The following is a 15,530-nucleotide window of genomic DNA, read 5'->3' as shown; positions in this document are numbered from 1 at the left end:
TGATACGAGATGATACTCATGACACCTGATGCAGCGAATGGCAACAATGCACGCGGCCCGGGGCCGAAGCCGCCGGGCCGCGCACGCCCCGCGCCAGGGCCGTCCGGCGTCGGGCGTCAGGCGATCAGGGCAGCCACGACCACACCTGGACGTTGACGAAGCGCACCACCGCCTGGCTGAAGGCCTGCCAGACGGGCATCGTGCCGGCGTCGACCTTGGCGTAGCCGGTCATGCCCGACTTCAGCGCGCCGCCGCCGTTGTCGACCACCGCGACCACCTTGACGACACGCCCGGCGGGCTTGACGCTGACGTTGCCGTCGATGCGCTCGACCCGGCCCTCGAAGGTGCGGTCGTTGAAGGCGTTGGGCCGCACGCGCACCGGCGCGCCGACCTTGACGTGGCCGATCTCGCCTTCGGGCACGTCGATCTCGACCGTCATCGAGCCGTTGGCCTCGACGGTGGCGAACGGCGCCCCCTTGTCGAGCACGCTGTTGAGCCGGTCCTTCAGGCGCAGCGACAGGATGGTGCCGTCGAAGGGCATGGTCATCACCGTGCGCCCGGCGCGGCCCTCGACCTCGGCGCGCTGCTGCACCAGCGACTGCAGCGTCGCCTCCTCGGCGGCGATGCGGTCCGGCGGCGTACCGGCGCGGACCAGCGCCAGCGCCGCCTCGCGCTGCGCCAGCTCGCGGCGGTCGACCTCGGCCTCCTTGCGCGCGCTGTCGAGCTCCTCGAACGAGATCGTGCGTTCCTGGTGCATGCGCTCCAGGCGCGGCACACGCTCGCCGCTGAAGCGGGCGCGCTGGCGCGCGATCTCCAGCTCGCTCTGCGCCAGCGCGACCTCCTCCTTGCGCGGGCGCGACTTCAGGTCGGCGACGACCGCACGCTGCGCCGCGATGCGCGCGTCGAAGGTCTGCAGCTGCGCCTTCAGGTCGGTGCTGGCGACACGCGCGATGACCTGGCCCTTGGCGACCTGCTCGCCGCCGTCGAAGTTGACCTCCTCGACGATGCCGGCGACGTCGGTCGTGACGACCTGGCGTGCGGCCGGGTAGATCTCGAAGTCGCCGCCGGCGTCGTAGGGGTACGGCAGGAACAGCAGCAGCAGCAGCGTGACCGCCAGGGCCCGCTTCATGTAGTACCAGGTGCGGCTGGCGGGCGCCTCGGCCTGGGCCTGCTCGGCGGTCTCCGACGGCAGCGCGCGCTTGCGCCAGCGCTCGAACTGCTGCGAGCGCTCGTAGGCGCGCGTGATCAGCTTGAAGCGCCGCGTGGTGCGCACCGCCAGGAACACGCCCAGCGCGACGACGACGATCAGCGCCGCACCGCCCAGGCGCAGTTCGTGGATCAGGAAGTGGCCGGCGACGTAGACGATCAGCAGCACCACGAGGTAGGCGTAGACGAAGCTCGCGAGCGCGAAGCTCGCCAGCAGCATCTGGCCGCGCTCGGTGCTGGCGCCGCCGCGCAGGCGATCGAGGAAGGCGCGGTAGGCCTTGCCGCGCAGCTGCGGCTCGTCGACGAAGGCCGACAGCAGGTGGTAGCCGTTGCCCTTGACCAGCGGGTTGCCGCCTTCGACGAGCAGGTTCACCGCGCACAGGAAGGTCAGGCCCAGGCCGATGTTGGTCAGCCCCTCGTAGCGGCCGCGGGCGTTGTACCAGATCAGCACGCCGAGGCTGAACAGCAGCACGCGCACCAGCAGCGGGCCGGCATGCATCCACATGCGCTCGCGCCGCGACAGCTGCAAGGTGTGCCGGATCGGCACCATGAAACGCGGGAAGAAGCCGAAGCGCAGGCCGATGCCGAAGTCGCCCAGGCTGGCGCGGAACTTCTGCGCCACCAGCGACTGCGTGACGACGACCGCGAGGTTGATCGTCACCAGGCTGAACAGCGCGTGCACGGCCAGCGTCGTGGCGCTGCGCAGCGAGCCGATGTCGCTCCACAGCGTGCCGATGTGGCGCAGCACGAGGATCAGCGCCAGCAGCGCGACCAGCGGCAGCAGGTAGACGGCGTACTTCAGCGGCTCGACGACCGGCAGCAGCGCACGCGCCACCGGCTGCATCGGGAAGAAGCGAAACAGCTGGCGCGACTGCCGCGGGTCCAGGCTGTCGGCCTCGTTGACGCCGGCGGGCAGCACCGCGTCCTCGGGCAGCTCGTCGGGGGCACCGGGTGTCGGGCCGGGTGCCGGCGCGGCGGGTGCGCCCGGGCGCGGCGCCTGGCTCGCCATCTTGACCGCCAGCTCCTCGAAGGACTTCGGCTTGATCAGCCCCTGCTCGAGCGCGTAGCCCTGGCGCGTGAACGGCTTGAGCAGCGGGTGCTTGGCGGCTTCGTCGTCGAGCAGCTTCTGGTCGGCGAGCTGGGCGAAGAAGGCCATCACCTCGTGCTCGCCGATCTCGCGGCCGAAGCGGTCGGCGAAGACCGACAGCAGCTTCTCGGCGGTCTCGCAGCCCGGCAGCACCTCGAGCACGAAGAACTGCCACTGCTCGACGTCGTAGGTGCGGTCGGCGAGCTTGTCGCGCAGCACGTAGCTCGTCTTGTCGCCCCGGACGATGCGGAAGGCCTGCAGACGGCGCGGCAGGTAGGCGGGCAGCGCCACCAGCTTGGTTGAGTCACTCATCGGGGGCTCGTCGTCGTTTGGGCGGTGGCGGCGCTCGGGTCGGGCAGCGACCAGCCGCCGCCCAGGGCCTTGTAGAGCGCGACCAGCGCGTCGGCACGCGCGTGGCGGGTCTGGTTCTGCAACTGCAGGCCGGAGGCCAGCGCACGCTCGGCCTCCAGCACCTGGAAGTAGTCGTCGCGGCCGAGCTCCCAGCGGCGCAGCGCGACCTGCCGCTGGCGCTCGAGCACGGCGACGTTGTCGTCGCGCAGGCCCGCCTGCAGCTCGATCTTCTGCCGGGCCACCAGCGCGTCCTGGACCTCGTGCAGCGCGACCTGCACCGAGCGCACGAAGTCGACGGCGGCCTGGCGCTGCAGCGCCTCGGCCTCGCGCACCTGGCCGCCGAGCCGGCCGCCGCTGAACACCGGGCCGAAGAAGTGCAGCCCGAAGCTGCCGAAGTTGGACCGCAGCTCGTCGAGCCGGCCGAGCTCGGCGCTGGCGAAGCCCGAGCTGCTGGTCAGGCCGATGGTCGGATAGAACTGGGCCTCGGCGACGCCGATGCGGGCGTTGGCCGCGACCAGCACCTGCTCGCGTTCACGCAGGTCCGGCCGCTGGGCGATCAGCTCGGCCGGCAGGCCGGCAGGCACCGGCGGCAGCTTCAGCGCGTCGAGCGTGCCGCGCGCCAGCGGCCCGGGGTTGCGGCCGGCGAGCGCGCCGAGCGCGTTCTCCAGCGCCTGGATCTCGGCCTCCTTGGCCGGGACCTCGGCCGCACGCTGCTGCCACTGCGAACGTGCGTGCAGCACCGGCAGCTCGGAGCTGCCGCCGTTGGCGAAGCGCGACTGCGCCAGCGCCAGCGTGTCGGCCTCGACCTGCACGCTGCGCCGGAGCAGTTCGAGCTCGCGGTCCATCGACAGCAGCCGCAGGTAACCCGAGGCGGCCTTGGCGACCATCGCCATCTCCAGCGCGCGGCGGCCCTCCTGGCCGGCCATCAGGTTGGCGAAGGCCGCCTCGTCGGCGCGACGCAGCTTGCCCCAGAGGTCGAGCTCCCAGCGGATCGAGCCCGAGACGGTGTAGTTGTTGTCCACCGGCTCGGTGCCGCGGCTCAGCGGCACCTGGCGGTTCTCGCTGAGCGTGTCGCGCGTGCGCTGGCCCTCGTAGCCGACCTGCGGCTGGCCGGCGGCGCGGCTGACCTGCAGGAAGGCGTCGAGCTGCTCGACGCGGTGCGCGGCGATGCGCAGGTCCGGGTTGTTCGCCAGCACGTCCTGCACCAGCGTGTCGAGCGCGGGGTCGGCGAAGCCGGACCACCAGGCGGTGTCCAGCGCCTGGCGCGCCGCCGGTGCCGGCTCGGGGGCCGCGGCGGCATGGTGCGCCGGCAGGTCCAGCGCGGGGCGGCGGTAGTCCGGGCCGAGGGTGCAGCCGGCCAGCGCCCAGGCGGCGGCCAGCACGAGCACCGCCTGGGCGGCCGGGCGACGGGGGATGACGGGCATGGGTCGCGGCACCTCTAGTCGCGCTCGCTGCGTTCGAGCACGTCGAGCGCCAGCGCCTCGATCTCGCGCACGCGCAAGAGCCGCGTCTGCAGCTCCAGCAGCATCGCCTCGAACCAGCGCACCTGGTACTCGAGCTGGCGGCGCTCCTCGATGATGTCCTCGATCGGCGCGTTGGCCGGCGGCTGGCCGTGCTCGTCGAAGAGGATCTTGATCGACTCGGCGACCTGACGGTTGCCGTTGATGTAGTGGACCTGCTTCTCGACGAACTTCTTCGCCTTGCGCGCCTTGAACTCGCGCAGCAGCGCGTCGCGCAGGCCACGCTGCGCCGGCGACAGCCGGCTCAGGTCGGGGTGCGTCGTGACCGGCTTGCCGTCGATCGGGCCGAGCTTGGCGCGCCGGCCCAGCGGGGGGGTGTCGGAGTCGCTCATCGCCTCAATATCCAAACTCACGGGCGAGTTCGACGACCTCGGGCTTCAGGCCCTGGCCGTCCTCGCGCCAGGGCACCGGCCTGTCCAGTGGCGGCACCTTCACCTTGTGCGGGCGGAAGGTCGGGCCGGAGAGGAAGTTCGGGTCGTTGCCGAACAGCGCATCCAGCGGGCCGAAGCAGGCGAACGGCGAACGTTCGGGATGCATCATCTCCTCGAGCGCATCGGCGTCGTCGCGGATGCCCAGCCAGCGGCAGATCATGCCGAGGAACTTCGGCGGATCGTTCATCACGTCCTCGCCACGGATGCGCATCTGGCGCTCGGCCGGGATCGTGTCGAGGAAGTTCAGGATGTTGATGTTCAGGTCGTACCAGGCGAACTGGGGTTCGACGATGGCGCGGTCCTCGAGGAAGTCGATCGAGTTGACGAACAGCGCGAAGGTGCCGTCGTACAGGCTCATCACCGACTTGCACTGGCCCACCGGGTGGCGCGTCAGGTGCAGGTAGCGCGCATCGGGGAAGGTCTCGCGGATGCGCAGCAGGCGCTGGATGTCCACCGTGTACGCCGGGCTCTTCTCGACGGCGATCAGCGGGTCGATCCTGTCGACCAGCTCGCGGTAGATCTCGCCGGTGGACAGGTTCTGGCGCGCGGCGCACCAGTGGCTGGCCATGCGCACGCTGTCCATGGTCTGTTCGCCTCCGTAGATCTCGGCGACGGCGCGCAGCAGGCCGTGGCGCGTCTTGGCCTCGCTACCCATCTCGTCGGTCGAGCGCACCCACAGGTCGACGAGGCGCTCGACGTTGAACAGGCACAGCTCCGGCAGGCCGAAACACTGCGGATGCTGGCCCAGCATCGCGTTCATCAGCGAGGTGTAGGACCTCGGCGGCGCCAGCAGGAACAGCGGCGCGGCCATTCAGCCCAGCCGCCCCTCGACGAAGGGAACCTCGAAGCACTTCTCGTGCATGATGGGCCCGTGGCCGAAGTAGCCGTCCTCGCCGAACAGTTCGCCGTGGTCGGCGGTGACGATGAAGTGCGTGTTCGGCGGCGCCATGGCCATGATGCGGCCGATCTGGGCGTCGCAGTACTCGATGCACCTGATCTGCTGCAGCCGCAGCATCTCCATCTGGCCGGGCTCGAAACCGCGCCGGCCCTGCGTGGCCTCGGTCACCGCGTCCATGCCCTTCAGCGCACCGTGCAGCCCCGAGATGTGCGGCAGGTCGGCACCTGACAGCATGTACGGGTAGTGGGTCTCGCCGACGTTGAGGAAGTAGTAGTGCGGCTCGTCGTCGGGGAACTCCATCTCCGCGACCATGCCCTTGAAGTCGTTGTGATGGGGCATGAGCTTGTAGTCGTCGAAGTCGCGGCTGATCAGCGTGCTCTTGTTGAGCACCGGCATCGAGACCCGGGCGACGGTGCGGTAGCCGAGCTTGCGCAGCACCTTGGGCAGCGACAGGTCGGGCAGGAACTCCTTGAACGCGATGTCGGCGCAGCCGGTGCGCTCGCGCCACTGCGCGAACTCGTCCTTGTAGACCTCGGAGGCGAAGACGTCCTTGGGGCTCGTGTGCGGCAGCATGCCCATCGCGAAGGTGTGGTGCGACGGCGCCGTCCACGAGGCGTACGAATAGCGCTTCTGCGCCGCGCCGAGGCGGTCGACGTTGGGCGTGTTCGCGGCGACGAAGCTGTCGTGCCGGCAGCTGTCGAGCACGATGAAGACGATGTGGTTCAGGGACATGCAGGTTCCTCGGGACGCGGACACGCTCAGGGCAGCGCGATCTGCAGCAGGCCGCTCAGGTTGGTCACGCCCTCCGGCACGAGGGGCGCACCACCGACGATCAGCAGCGGGTAGTTCTGCAGCACCCACACCGGCGAGCCCGGGTGCTGCGTGTTGAGCTCGCCGTGGAACATCGACGGCGGCTGCTGGCCGTTCAGCGAGGTCAGCACGGCCTGGTCCTCGAAGGCGCCGCCCAGGGCGGTGTAGGTGCCGGCGTCGGCGTCCATCGTGATCGCCAGCCAGTCGGCGTCGCCGCCGAGCACGCCGGGGCCCACGAAGCGGCCCGGGAAGAAGCCGGCGAACTCCTCCTTCAGCGCCACCAGCCACTGCAGACGGCCATCGCCCAGCGTGCTTTCGCCCACCGACAGCAGCAGCTCGGTCTGCCCGGCACGCGCGATGCGGAAGCGGATCGGCGGCGTGCCGGCAACGGTCGGCGTCGCGGTGAAAACGCTGTCGGCGACGCTCACCGTGTAGCTGCGCAGCGAGCCGCTGGCGCAGGCCGAGGTGTAGACGACCTCGTAGTCGTTCTCGCAGATCTGCAGCGTGTTGCCCGACAGCGTGGCGGTGGCCGGGTGCGTGCTGGCGTCGCTGCCGTCGGCGGCGACGCGCCGGATCATCAGGTTGTAGCGCCCGGCCGCGCCGGTGGTCGACGCGAGAAAGGTCTGCGCCGCGACGTAGGGCAGCAGCGTGTCGCCGACCTGGTGCACGCCGACGACGAGGCCTTCGGCGCTGCGCAGCCGCTCGGGCCCGGCACCGACGATCCAGCCGCCCTCGCCGTCGGACACCAGCTCGCGCCGGTCGGAGACACCGTCGCCGCCGAGGCTGTAGCGGCCGGCGCCGAGGTCCAGCGCCATCGTGTAGGCGCGGCCGTCGGCGGCGAAGACCCGGTAGTCGCTGTCGTCCTCGGCGGCGTCGCTGCCGCGGGAGCCACCGCAGGCGGCCAGCGCCAGGCTGGCAGCCAGTGCACAAACGGTCGCGGCGCGCACCGCGAAGCTCCCAACGCCTCTGCCCATTCGTTCGACTCGTGTGACTTGCGTGAACCGATTGTTAGCGAGCCCCGGCGGTGGCGATACCGCCGGGACGCCCGCCCGGCTCATGCAAGTGCGGGGCCATCCCCGCGAGCGCGGGGGCTTCAGCCGCCGGCGCTGGCGACGAAGTGCGGGTTGTCGAAACCCGGCTTGCCGTAACGCAGCGGCGCACCGGCGACGGTGTCGACACGGCCACCGGCGGCGGCCAGCACGGCGTGGCCGGCGGCGATGTCCCACTCCATCGTGCGCCCCAGGCGCGGGTAGAGGTCGGCCTCGCCGGCGGCGACCAGGCACAGCTTCAGCGACGAGCCCGCATTGGCCAGCGCGGCCACCTTGCGCCCGGCCAGAAACGCGTCGAGCGCAGCGGCGTCGCCGTGCGAGCGGCTGGCGACGACGGTCAGCCCGTCGGCCGGCACCTCGCGGCAGCGGATCGCACGCACCACGCCGGCTTCCTCGACACGCGCGCCCTGCCCGCGTGCACCGGCAAAGAGCCGGTCGAGCGCCGGCGCGAAGACCACGCCGAGCACCGGCTCGCCGCGGTGCACCAGCGCGATGTTGACGGTGAACTCGCCGTTGCGGCTGATGAACTCCTTGGTGCCGTCCAGCGGGTCGACGAGCCAGAACCAGTCGCCGACCTCGGGCACCGAACCCGCGGCGACGGCCTCCTCGGCGACCACCGGCACCTCGGACGCCAGCGCGTGCAGCGCCGGCACGATGAGTTTCTCGGCACGTTCGTCGGCCTCGGTCACGGGCGAGGCATCGTCCTTGCCGCGCACCGAGAAATCGGTGGCGTAGATCTGCATGATCAGCGCGCCAGCACGGCGCGCGATGGCGCTCACCTCGTCCAGCAGGCCGGGGGCGGCCACTCGTTCTTCGGTCATGAACAGTCCTCCTGTGCGCCGACTTTAGCGGCGCCGGGCCGGCCGGCAGCCGACGCCTGTGCGCCGGCGTCCCTCATCCCCACGAGGTGCGCGGCCCCGGGGCCTTGGGGGATACTCACGGCCCCGCGGCATGCCGCTTGCTGCGGCGCAGCACGAGACCACCGAGCACGAGGCCTATGCATCCACCGATCAACCTGACCCATCTGCAGCGCCTGGAAGCCGAGAGCATCCACATCCTGCGAGAAGTCGTCGCCGAGGCCGACAAGCCGGTGATGCTCTACTCGATAGGCAAGGACAGCGCGGTGATGCTGCACCTGGCGCGCAAGGCCTTCTACCCCGCGCCGCCCCCGTTCCCGCTGCTGCACGTGGACACGACCTGGAAGTTCCGCGACATGTACGCGATGCGCGAACGCATGGCGCGCGAGCTCGGCATGGAACTGCTGGTCCATCACAACCCCGAGGCCATGGAACGCGGCATCAACCCGTTCGACCACGGCTCGCAGATCCACACCGACATGTGGAAGACCCAGGGCCTGAAGCAGGCGCTGGACCACCACGGCTTCGACGCCGCGTTCGGCGGCGCCCGCCGCGACGAGGAGAAGAGCCGCGCCAAGGAACGCATCTTCTCGTTCCGCACCGCGCAGCACCGCTGGGACCCGAAGAACCAGCGCCCCGAGCTCTGGCACCTCTACAACGGCCGCAAGCACAAGGGCGAGTCGATCCGCGTCTTCCCGATCTCGAACTGGACCGAGCTCGACATCTGGCAGTACATCTACCTCGAGAACATCCCCATCGTGCCGCTGTACTACGCGGCCGAACGGCCGGTGGTCGAGCGCGACGGCACGCTGATCATGGTCGACGACGAGCGCATGCGCCTGAAGCCCGGCGAGCAGCCGATGATGAAGAAGGTGCGTTTCCGCACGCTGGGCTGCTACCCGCTGTCCGGCGCCGTGGAGTCCGAGGCCGAGACGCTGGTCGACATCATCCAGGAGATGCTGCTGACGCGCACCAGCGAACGCCAGGGCCGCATGATCGACCACGACACGGCCGCTTCCATGGAGAAGAAGAAGCAAGAGGGGTACTTCTGAGATGGCGCACGTTTCCGACCTCATCGCCACCGACATCGAGCGTTATCTCGAACAGCACGAGAAGAAGAGCCTGCTGCGCTTCATCACCTGCGGCTCGGTCGACGACGGCAAGAGCACCGTCATCGGGCGCCTGCTGTACGAGTCGAAGATGCTGTTCGAGGACCAGCTCGCCGCCATCGAGGCCGACTCCCGGAAGTGGGGCACGCAAGGCGGCGACATCGACTTCGCGCTGCTCGTCGACGGCCTGGCCGCCGAGCGCGAGCAAGGCATCACGATCGACGTCGCCTACCGCTTCTTCAGCACCGACCGGCGCAAGTTCATCGTCGCCGACACGCCCGGGCACGAGCAGTACACGCGCAACATGATCACCGGCGCGTCGACCGCCGACGTCGCGGTGATCCTGGTCGACGCGCGCAAGGGCGTGCTGACGCAGACCCGCCGCCACAGCTACCTCGTCTCGCTGATCGGCATCCGCAAGGTGGTGCTGGCGATCAACAAGATGGACCTGGTGGACTACTCGCAGCAGGTCTACAACCGCATCGACGAGGAGTACCGCGAGTTCGCCCGGCAGATCGGCCTGGCCGACATCACGACGATCCCGCTGTCGGCCCTGAAGGGCGACAACATGACCGAGCCGAGCACGCAGACCGGCTGGTACCACGGCCCGACGCTGATGGGCTTTCTCGAGACCTGCGAGATCGACGAGACGCGGCTGCAGAACGGGCCGCTGCGCCTGCCGGTGCAGTGGGTCAACCGCCCCAACCTCGACTTCCGCGGTTTCTGCGGCCTGATCGCCAGCGGCAGCGTGCGCCCCGGCGACCGCGTGCGCGTGCAGCCCTCGGGCCGCGAGAGCACGGTGGCGCGCATCGTCGCCCACGGCGGCGACCTGCCGGTGGCCGTCGCCGGCCAGTCGGTGACGCTGACGCTGGCCGACGAGGTCGACATCTCGCGCGGCGACGTGATCTCCGCCGCCGACGCGCCGGCCGAGGTCGCCGACCAGTTCGAGTGCTCGATCGTCTGGATGGCCGACGAGCCGATGCTGCCCGGCCGGCCCTACCTGCTGAAGCTCGGCACGCGCACCGTCAGCGTCTCGGTGACCGAGCCCAAGTACAAGGTCAACGTCAACACGCTGGAGCGCCTGGCGGCCAAGCAGCTGGAGTTGAACGAGATCGGCGTCTGCAACATCGCGCTCGACCGCGCCGTGCCCTTCGACGCCTACCAGGCCAACCGCGAGACCGGCGGCTTCATCCTGATCGACCGGCTGACGAACAACACCGTCGGCGCCGGCATGCTGCACTTCGCGCTGCGCCGCGCGCACAACATCCACCTGCAGCACGTCGACATCGACAAGGCCGCGCGCTCGCTGCAGAAGGGCCAGAAGCCGGTGGTGCTGTGGTTCACCGGGCTGTCGGGCGCCGGCAAGTCGACGATCGCCAACCTCGTCGAGAAGCGGCTGCACGCGCTCGGCCGCCACTCCTACCTGCTCGACGGCGACAACGTGCGCCACGGCCTGAACAAGGACCTCGGCTTCACCGAGGCCGACCGCGTCGAGAACGTGCGCCGCGTCGGCGAGGTCGCCAGGCTGATGGTCGACGCCGGCCTGATCGTGCTGACGGCCTTCATCTCGCCGTTCCGCGCCGAGCGCCGCCTGGCGCGTTCGCTGGTCGCCGACGGCGAGTTCATCGAGGTGCACGTCGACACGCCGCTGGACGTCGCCGAGAGCCGCGACGTCAAGGGCCTGTACAAGAAGGCGCGCCGAGGCGAGCTGCGCAACTTCACCGGCATCGATTCGCCGTACGAGCCGCCGGAAAACCCCGAGATGCGCATCGACACCACCGAGCTGACCGCCGAACGGGCCGCCGACCGGGTCATCGAACTGCTGCGCGAGCGGGGCGTGATCGCCTGACAAGCGCCTGGCTCGCCATGAAGGCCGCGCGTTCCCGGCAGGGCACGCGCGGCTTTTTCATTTCGGGCCGGCTATAGCCGTGCTCAATGGTCCTGATTGAAACGATCGACTGCCAACATCGAGACCGGCCGCTACAGTCTCCTGGTCGCGTTCTCCTTCACTCGCGTCTCTCACCGACCCAACCATCAGAGGAGTCTCCCCATGTCGCTGATCAACACCCAAGTCAAGCCGTTCAAGGCCACCGCCTACCAGACCGGCAAGTTCTTCGACGTCACCGAAGAAAGCCTCAAGGGCAAGTGGAGCGTCGTGGTGTTCTACCCGGCCGACTTCACCTTCGTCTGCCCGACCGAACTCGAAGACCTGGCCGACACCTACGCCGAGTTCCAGAAGCTGGGCGTCGAGGTCTACGGCGTGTCGACCGACACCCACTTCGCGCACAAGGCCTGGGCCGAGACCTCGCCGGCGATCCAGAAGGTCAAGTACCCGCTGATCGGCGACCCGACCGGCACGCTGACGCGCAACTTCGAGGTCATGATCGAAGAGGAAGGCCTGGCGCTGCGCGGCACCTTCGTCATCAACCCCGAAGGCCAGATCAAGCTCTGCGAGATCCACGACAACGGCATCGGCCGTGACGCCAGCGAGCTGCTGCGCAAGGTCAAGGCGGCCCAGTACGTCGCTTCGCACCCGGGCCAGGTCTGCCCGGCCAAGTGGCAGGAAGGCGCCGCGACGCTGACCCCGTCGCTGGACCTGGTCGGCAAGATCTAAGCCGCCCGGCACCCCGGCCCGCCCCAGCGGGCCCCACGGACGCCCGGCTCGCCCGGGCGTTTTGCCGACAGGGCCCGGCTCCCGGGCCCCTGTCGCCAGCCCCCCGCGCGGGACGGGCGCTGACGACAGGGCGACACCCTCCCCTCCCCGCATCGCCAACAGGAACACCGCCATGCTCGACGCCAACCTCAAGACCCAGCTCAAGGCCTACCTGGAGCGCCTGCAGCAGCCGATCGAACTCGTCGCCTCGCTCGACGACCGCCCGGCCTCGGCCGAGATGCGCGCGCTGCTCGAGGACATCGCGCCGCTGTCGGCGCTGATCAGCGTGCGCTACGACGGCAAGGACGAGCGCCGCCCGTCGTTCTCGATCAGCCGCGCCGGCGCCGACATGGGCGTGCGTTTCGCGGCCATCCCGATGGGCCACGAGTTCACCTCGCTGGTGCTGGCGCTGCTGCAGGCCGGCGGCCACCCGCCCAAGCTCGACGCCGACACGATCGCGCAGATCCAGGGCCTGGAAGGCGACTTCGTCTTCGAGACCTACATGTCGCTGACCTGCCACAACTGCCCCGACGTGGTGCAGGCGCTGAACCTGATGGCGGTGCTGAACCCGCGTGTTCGCCACGTCGCGATCGACGGCGGCCTGTTCAAGGCCGAGGTCGACGCGCGCCAGATCATGGCCGTGCCGACCGTTTTCCTGAACGGCCAGCCCTTCGGCTCGGGCCGCATGGAGATCGGCGAGATCCTGGCCAAGATCGACACCGGCGCCGCCGCGCGCGACGCCGCCAAGCTGGCGAAGAAGGAGCCGTACGAGGTGCTGATCGTCGGCGGCGGCCCGGCCGGCGCCGCGGCGGCGATCTACGCCGCGCGCAAGGGCATCCGCACCGGCATCGTCGCCGAACGTTTCGGCGGCCAGACGCTGGACACGCTGGCCATCGAGAACTTCGTCTCGGTGATGGAGACCGAAGGGCCGAAGTTCGCCGCCGCGCTGGAAGCCCACGTGCGCGCCTACGCCGTCGACGTCAACGTCGGCCAGCAGGTGCAGGCCGTGGTCCCGGCGCCGCAGCCGGGCGCCCACGCGACGGTCAAGCTGGCCAACGGCGCCGAGCTGAAGGGGCGCACGGTGATCCTGGCCACCGGCGCGCGCTGGCGCAACGTCAACGTGCCCGGCGAGCAGGAGTACAAGACCCGGGGCGTGGCCTACTGCCCGCACTGCGACGGCCCGCTGTTCAAGGGCAAGAAGGTCGCCGTCATCGGCGGCGGCAACTCCGGCGTCGAGGCCGCGATCGATCTCGCCGGCGTCGTCGAGCACGTGACGCTGATCGAGTTCCTCGACCAGCTGAAGGCCGACGCGGTGCTGGTCGACAAGCTGAAGAGCCTGCCCAACGTCACGATCCACACCAACGCGCAGACGACCGAGATCACCGGCGACGGCCAGAAGGTCAACGGCCTGCGCTACAAGGACCGTGTCTCGGGCGCCGAGCACCACGTCGAGCTGGCCGGCGTGTTCGTGCAGATCGGCCTCGTGCCCAACACCGAGTTCCTGAAGGGCACGCTGGAGCTGAGCCGCTTCGGCGAGATCGTCATCGACCCGAAGTGCGCGACCAGCGTGCCGGGCATCTTCGCCGCCGGCGACGTGACGACCGTGCCGTACAAGCAGATCATCATCGCCACCGGCGAAGGCGCGAAGGCGGCGCTGTCGGCCTTCGACTACCTGATCCGCACGCCGGCCGCGCAGGGCTGAGGCCTGGCGACGGCCGGAAGTCGGGGGTCAGGTCTCACAAGACCTGACCCCTTTTTGCTGAGACCTGACCCCTTTTTGCTGCCGTCGCCTCGCGCCGCTCACTTCGCCGCCGGCGCCTTGCGGCCGACGAGCTTCTCGACGGCCGCCATCGTCCGCGATACGTGCTCGTCGGGGTCGAGGCTCTCCCAGACGTAGGCGACGCGGCCGTCACGGCCGATGACGTAGGACACACGCTTGGCCATGCCGGGCAGGAAGGCGATCTTCGCGTCATAGGCGCGGATCACGCGCGAGTCGGCGTCGGAGGCGACGGCGAACTTGTCGCGGCAGGCTTCGCTGGAAAAGCGCTGCAGCGTCGGCAGATCGTCGTTGGAGACGCCGATGACGGTCGCGCCGAGCTTCTCGAACTGCGGCGTGGCCTCGGCGAACAGGTGCGCCTCGACGGTGCAGCCGGACGTGAAGGCCTTCGGGAAGAAGAACAGCACCACCGGCCCGCGCGAGAGCGCGTCGGCCAGCGCGAAGCGCGTCGGCTTGCCGGCCAGCGCGGCATCGGTGGTGAAGTCGGGCGCCTTGGCGCCGACTTCCAGCGCCGCCAGCGCGGCCGGCGACACGGCGGCCATCGTGGCCGCCGCGGCGAAAGAGCAGATCGTGGAACGCAGCATCGTGGACTCCTGAGTGCACGCAGTCTGCCAGCGCGGCGCGATCCACGTTCTCACGCGGGCGAATCGGCGCGCGCGACGCAGCGGCGCTGGCGCTCGTCGACGCGCCGCGCGAACCACTCGGTGGTCAGCTTGCGCTGGATCTTCGGTCCTTCGAGCGTGATGCGCGGCAAGGCGGCGCGCGGCAGCGTGCGGCCCTGGCGTTCGGCGAGCGCGAACACACGCTGCCACAGCCGCGAACGCTCGAATCCCGGCCCCTCGCCTTGCGCCAGTTCGCGGCGGATGTCGTCGGCGTCCAGGCCCAGGCGCGAGGCCAGCGAACGTGCCGCGGTCTCGGTGGCGCCGGGCGGCGTGTCGCGGCCGGCGTCGGGCGGCAGCAGGTCGCCGTCGGGCACCAGCGGGATGCCGGTGACGGCAGCCAGCGCGTTCTGGAACGCGGCGTTGCGGCTGGCCCAGCGGCCGGCGTTGAAGTCGGCGTAGCGGTAGATCAGCGCGTCGTACGGCGCCTCGTAGTCCAGCAGATGGGCGACGCCGAAGTACAGCCCGCCGCGGCGCGTGAAGACCTCGTCGCGCACCGAGCCCTTCAGCGGGTACGGGTAGCCGCGCTCGGCCTGGCGCTCGGCAAACGCCACCGAGACCTGCATCGGCCCGCCGGTGCGCACCGGGTTGCGGCTGGCGAGGAAACGCCGGCCCAGCGGCACGCGGTCGATGAAGCTCTCGTACAGATCGCTGAGCTCGCGTTCGGTCTTCACCGCGGCCAGGCGCTCGTTCCACGAGCGTCCGTCGGGCGACGGCAGCACCAGCGCGGCGGCGACGGCCAGGCGCGGCACGCCGGCCCGTTCGGCGCGTTCCTCGAGCTCGCGGCGCGCGATCTCGCCCAGCCGCGGCACCGGCGGGTCGGCGCGCAGGCCGGACTCCTGCTCGGCCACCGCGATCGCGGCGCAGAGGTTCTCGACACTGGGCTCCACGCCCAGCGCCGAGAACGCGACCTGCAGGTCCTGCGCCCAGCCGGCGCGGTCGGCCAGGGCCGGCGGCAGCAGCGACTGCACCCGCTGGCGCACGTCGGCCGGGCGCTCGGGCGCGTCGGCCGGCCGGGGCGCCGTCGTGCAGCCGGCGGCCAGGGCCGCCACGGCGATGGCCGCGGCCAGGCGCAGCGTCGGAAGGCATCGGGAGCGGTTCATCACCCCCGATGCTGCCGCAA

The 15,530-nt window shown here is 70.4% G+C and carries 13 protein-coding genes; 4 read left to right on the top strand and 9 right to left on the bottom strand.

Annotation, left to right across the window (positions count from 1 at the left end):
- Nucleotides 1-124 precede the first annotated feature (124 nt).
- From G5B56_RS02170 to cysQ, 7 genes are all read right to left on the bottom strand, one after another.
- Nucleotides 125-2,605, bottom strand: a complete 2,481-nt coding sequence (locus G5B56_RS02170) for an HlyD family secretion protein (RefSeq protein WP_009857601.1) — start codon at nucleotides 2,603-2,605, stop codon at nucleotides 125-127.
- Nucleotides 2,602-4,068, bottom strand: coding sequence for an efflux transporter outer membrane subunit (locus G5B56_RS02165; RefSeq protein WP_164962170.1), 1,467 nt, complete (start codon nucleotides 4,066-4,068; stop codon nucleotides 2,602-2,604). Before G5B56_RS02165 ends, G5B56_RS02170 begins: the two co-directional genes overlap by 4 nt.
- A gap of 14 nt (nucleotides 4,069-4,082) precedes the next feature.
- Nucleotides 4,083-4,496, bottom strand: a complete 414-nt coding sequence (locus tag G5B56_RS02160) for a hypothetical protein (RefSeq protein ID WP_164962169.1) — start codon at nucleotides 4,494-4,496, stop codon at nucleotides 4,083-4,085.
- 4 nt (nucleotides 4,497-4,500) lie between these two features.
- A complete protein-coding gene (locus tag G5B56_RS02155; protein WP_009857598.1) occupies nucleotides 4,501-5,406 on the bottom strand; it encodes a sulfotransferase in 906 nt (301 codons plus the stop codon).
- On the bottom strand, nucleotides 5,407-6,225 hold the full coding sequence (locus G5B56_RS02150) for a sulfatase-like hydrolase/transferase (RefSeq protein WP_009857597.1): 819 nt from the start codon (nucleotides 6,223-6,225) through the stop codon (nucleotides 5,407-5,409).
- Between the two features lie 26 nt (nucleotides 6,226-6,251).
- Entirely contained in the window at nucleotides 6,252-7,250 is a 999-nt protein-coding gene (locus G5B56_RS02145; protein ID WP_164962168.1) for a hypothetical protein, read from the bottom strand.
- Between the two features lie 146 nt (nucleotides 7,251-7,396).
- A complete protein-coding gene (gene cysQ, locus G5B56_RS02140) occupies nucleotides 7,397-8,173 on the bottom strand; it encodes a 3'(2'),5'-bisphosphate nucleotidase CysQ (RefSeq protein WP_164962167.1) in 777 nt (258 codons plus the stop codon).
- A gap of 176 nt (nucleotides 8,174-8,349) precedes the next feature.
- Between cysQ and cysD the strand changes: the two genes are divergently transcribed.
- From cysD to ahpF, 4 genes are all read left to right on the top strand, one after another.
- Complete coding sequence (gene cysD, locus G5B56_RS02135; protein ID WP_206023468.1) at nucleotides 8,350-9,261, top strand: sulfate adenylyltransferase subunit CysD; 912 nt, start codon at nucleotides 8,350-8,352, stop codon at nucleotides 9,259-9,261.
- Between the two features lies 1 nt (nucleotide 9,262).
- Nucleotides 9,263-11,167 (top strand): sulfate adenylyltransferase subunit CysN, encoded by a 1,905-nt coding sequence (gene cysN, locus G5B56_RS02130; protein WP_009857593.1) that lies wholly within the window; start codon nucleotides 9,263-9,265, stop codon nucleotides 11,165-11,167.
- 201 nt (nucleotides 11,168-11,368) lie between these two features.
- Nucleotides 11,369-11,932 carry an alkyl hydroperoxide reductase subunit C gene (gene ahpC / locus G5B56_RS02125; protein WP_009857592.1) on the top strand — a complete coding sequence of 188 codons (564 nt, stop codon included), beginning with the start codon at nucleotides 11,369-11,371 and terminating at the stop codon, nucleotides 11,930-11,932.
- A 172-nt stretch (nucleotides 11,933-12,104) separates the two neighbouring features.
- On the top strand, nucleotides 12,105-13,673 hold the full coding sequence (gene ahpF, locus G5B56_RS02120; protein ID WP_164962166.1) for an alkyl hydroperoxide reductase subunit F: 1,569 nt from the start codon (nucleotides 12,105-12,107) through the stop codon (nucleotides 13,671-13,673).
- Between the two features lie 98 nt (nucleotides 13,674-13,771).
- Here ahpF and G5B56_RS02115 read toward each other — a convergent pair whose 3' ends face one another.
- Both G5B56_RS02115 and G5B56_RS02110 read right to left on the bottom strand, forming a co-directional pair.
- Nucleotides 13,772-14,332 (bottom strand): peroxiredoxin, encoded by a 561-nt coding sequence (locus G5B56_RS02115; RefSeq protein WP_009857590.1) that lies wholly within the window; start codon nucleotides 14,330-14,332, stop codon nucleotides 13,772-13,774.
- Nucleotides 14,333-14,382: 50 nt separating this feature from the next.
- Complete coding sequence (locus G5B56_RS02110) at nucleotides 14,383-15,510, bottom strand: DUF1615 domain-containing protein (RefSeq protein WP_164962165.1); 1,128 nt, start codon at nucleotides 15,508-15,510, stop codon at nucleotides 14,383-14,385.
- Nucleotides 15,511-15,530 lie beyond the last annotated feature (20 nt).

It is taken from the genome of Rubrivivax sp. JA1026 (genome assembly GCF_011065555.1).
Lineage (GTDB): Bacteria > Pseudomonadota > Gammaproteobacteria > Burkholderiales > Burkholderiaceae_C > Rubrivivax > Rubrivivax benzoatilyticus.
The sequence above is the reverse complement of the archived record's forward strand: the minus strand, read 5'-3'. Positions and strand labels throughout refer to the sequence as shown.

Excerpts from the sequence above, each read along its gene's own strand:
- G5B56_RS02110 (WP_164962165.1), bottom strand. The coding sequence starts at position 15,510 with ATGAACCGCTCCCGATGCCTTCCGACGCTGCGCCTGGCCGCGGCCATC.
- ahpC (WP_009857592.1), top strand. The coding sequence starts at position 11,369 with ATGTCGCTGATCAACACCCAAGTCAAGCCGTTCAAGGCCACCGCCTAC.
- G5B56_RS02155 (WP_009857598.1), bottom strand. The coding sequence starts at position 5,406 with ATGGCCGCGCCGCTGTTCCTGCTGGCGCCGCCGAGGTCCTACACCTCG.
- G5B56_RS02150 (WP_009857597.1), bottom strand. The coding sequence starts at position 6,225 with ATGTCCCTGAACCACATCGTCTTCATCGTGCTCGACAGCTGCCGGCAC.
- G5B56_RS02170 (WP_009857601.1), bottom strand. The coding sequence starts at position 2,605 with ATGAGTGACTCAACCAAGCTGGTGGCGCTGCCCGCCTACCTGCCGCGC.
- ahpF (WP_164962166.1), top strand. The coding sequence starts at position 12,105 with ATGCTCGACGCCAACCTCAAGACCCAGCTCAAGGCCTACCTGGAGCGC.
- cysQ (WP_164962167.1), bottom strand. The coding sequence starts at position 8,173 with ATGACCGAAGAACGAGTGGCCGCCCCCGGCCTGCTGGACGAGGTGAGC.
- cysD (WP_206023468.1), top strand. The coding sequence starts at position 8,350 with ATGCATCCACCGATCAACCTGACCCATCTGCAGCGCCTGGAAGCCGAG.
- G5B56_RS02160 (WP_164962169.1), bottom strand. The coding sequence starts at position 4,496 with ATGAGCGACTCCGACACCCCCCCGCTGGGCCGGCGCGCCAAGCTCGGC.
- G5B56_RS02165 (WP_164962170.1), bottom strand. The coding sequence starts at position 4,068 with ATGCCCGTCATCCCCCGTCGCCCGGCCGCCCAGGCGGTGCTCGTGCTG.
- cysN (WP_009857593.1), top strand. The coding sequence starts at position 9,263 with ATGGCGCACGTTTCCGACCTCATCGCCACCGACATCGAGCGTTATCTC.
- G5B56_RS02115 (WP_009857590.1), bottom strand. The coding sequence starts at position 14,332 with ATGCTGCGTTCCACGATCTGCTCTTTCGCCGCGGCGGCCACGATGGCC.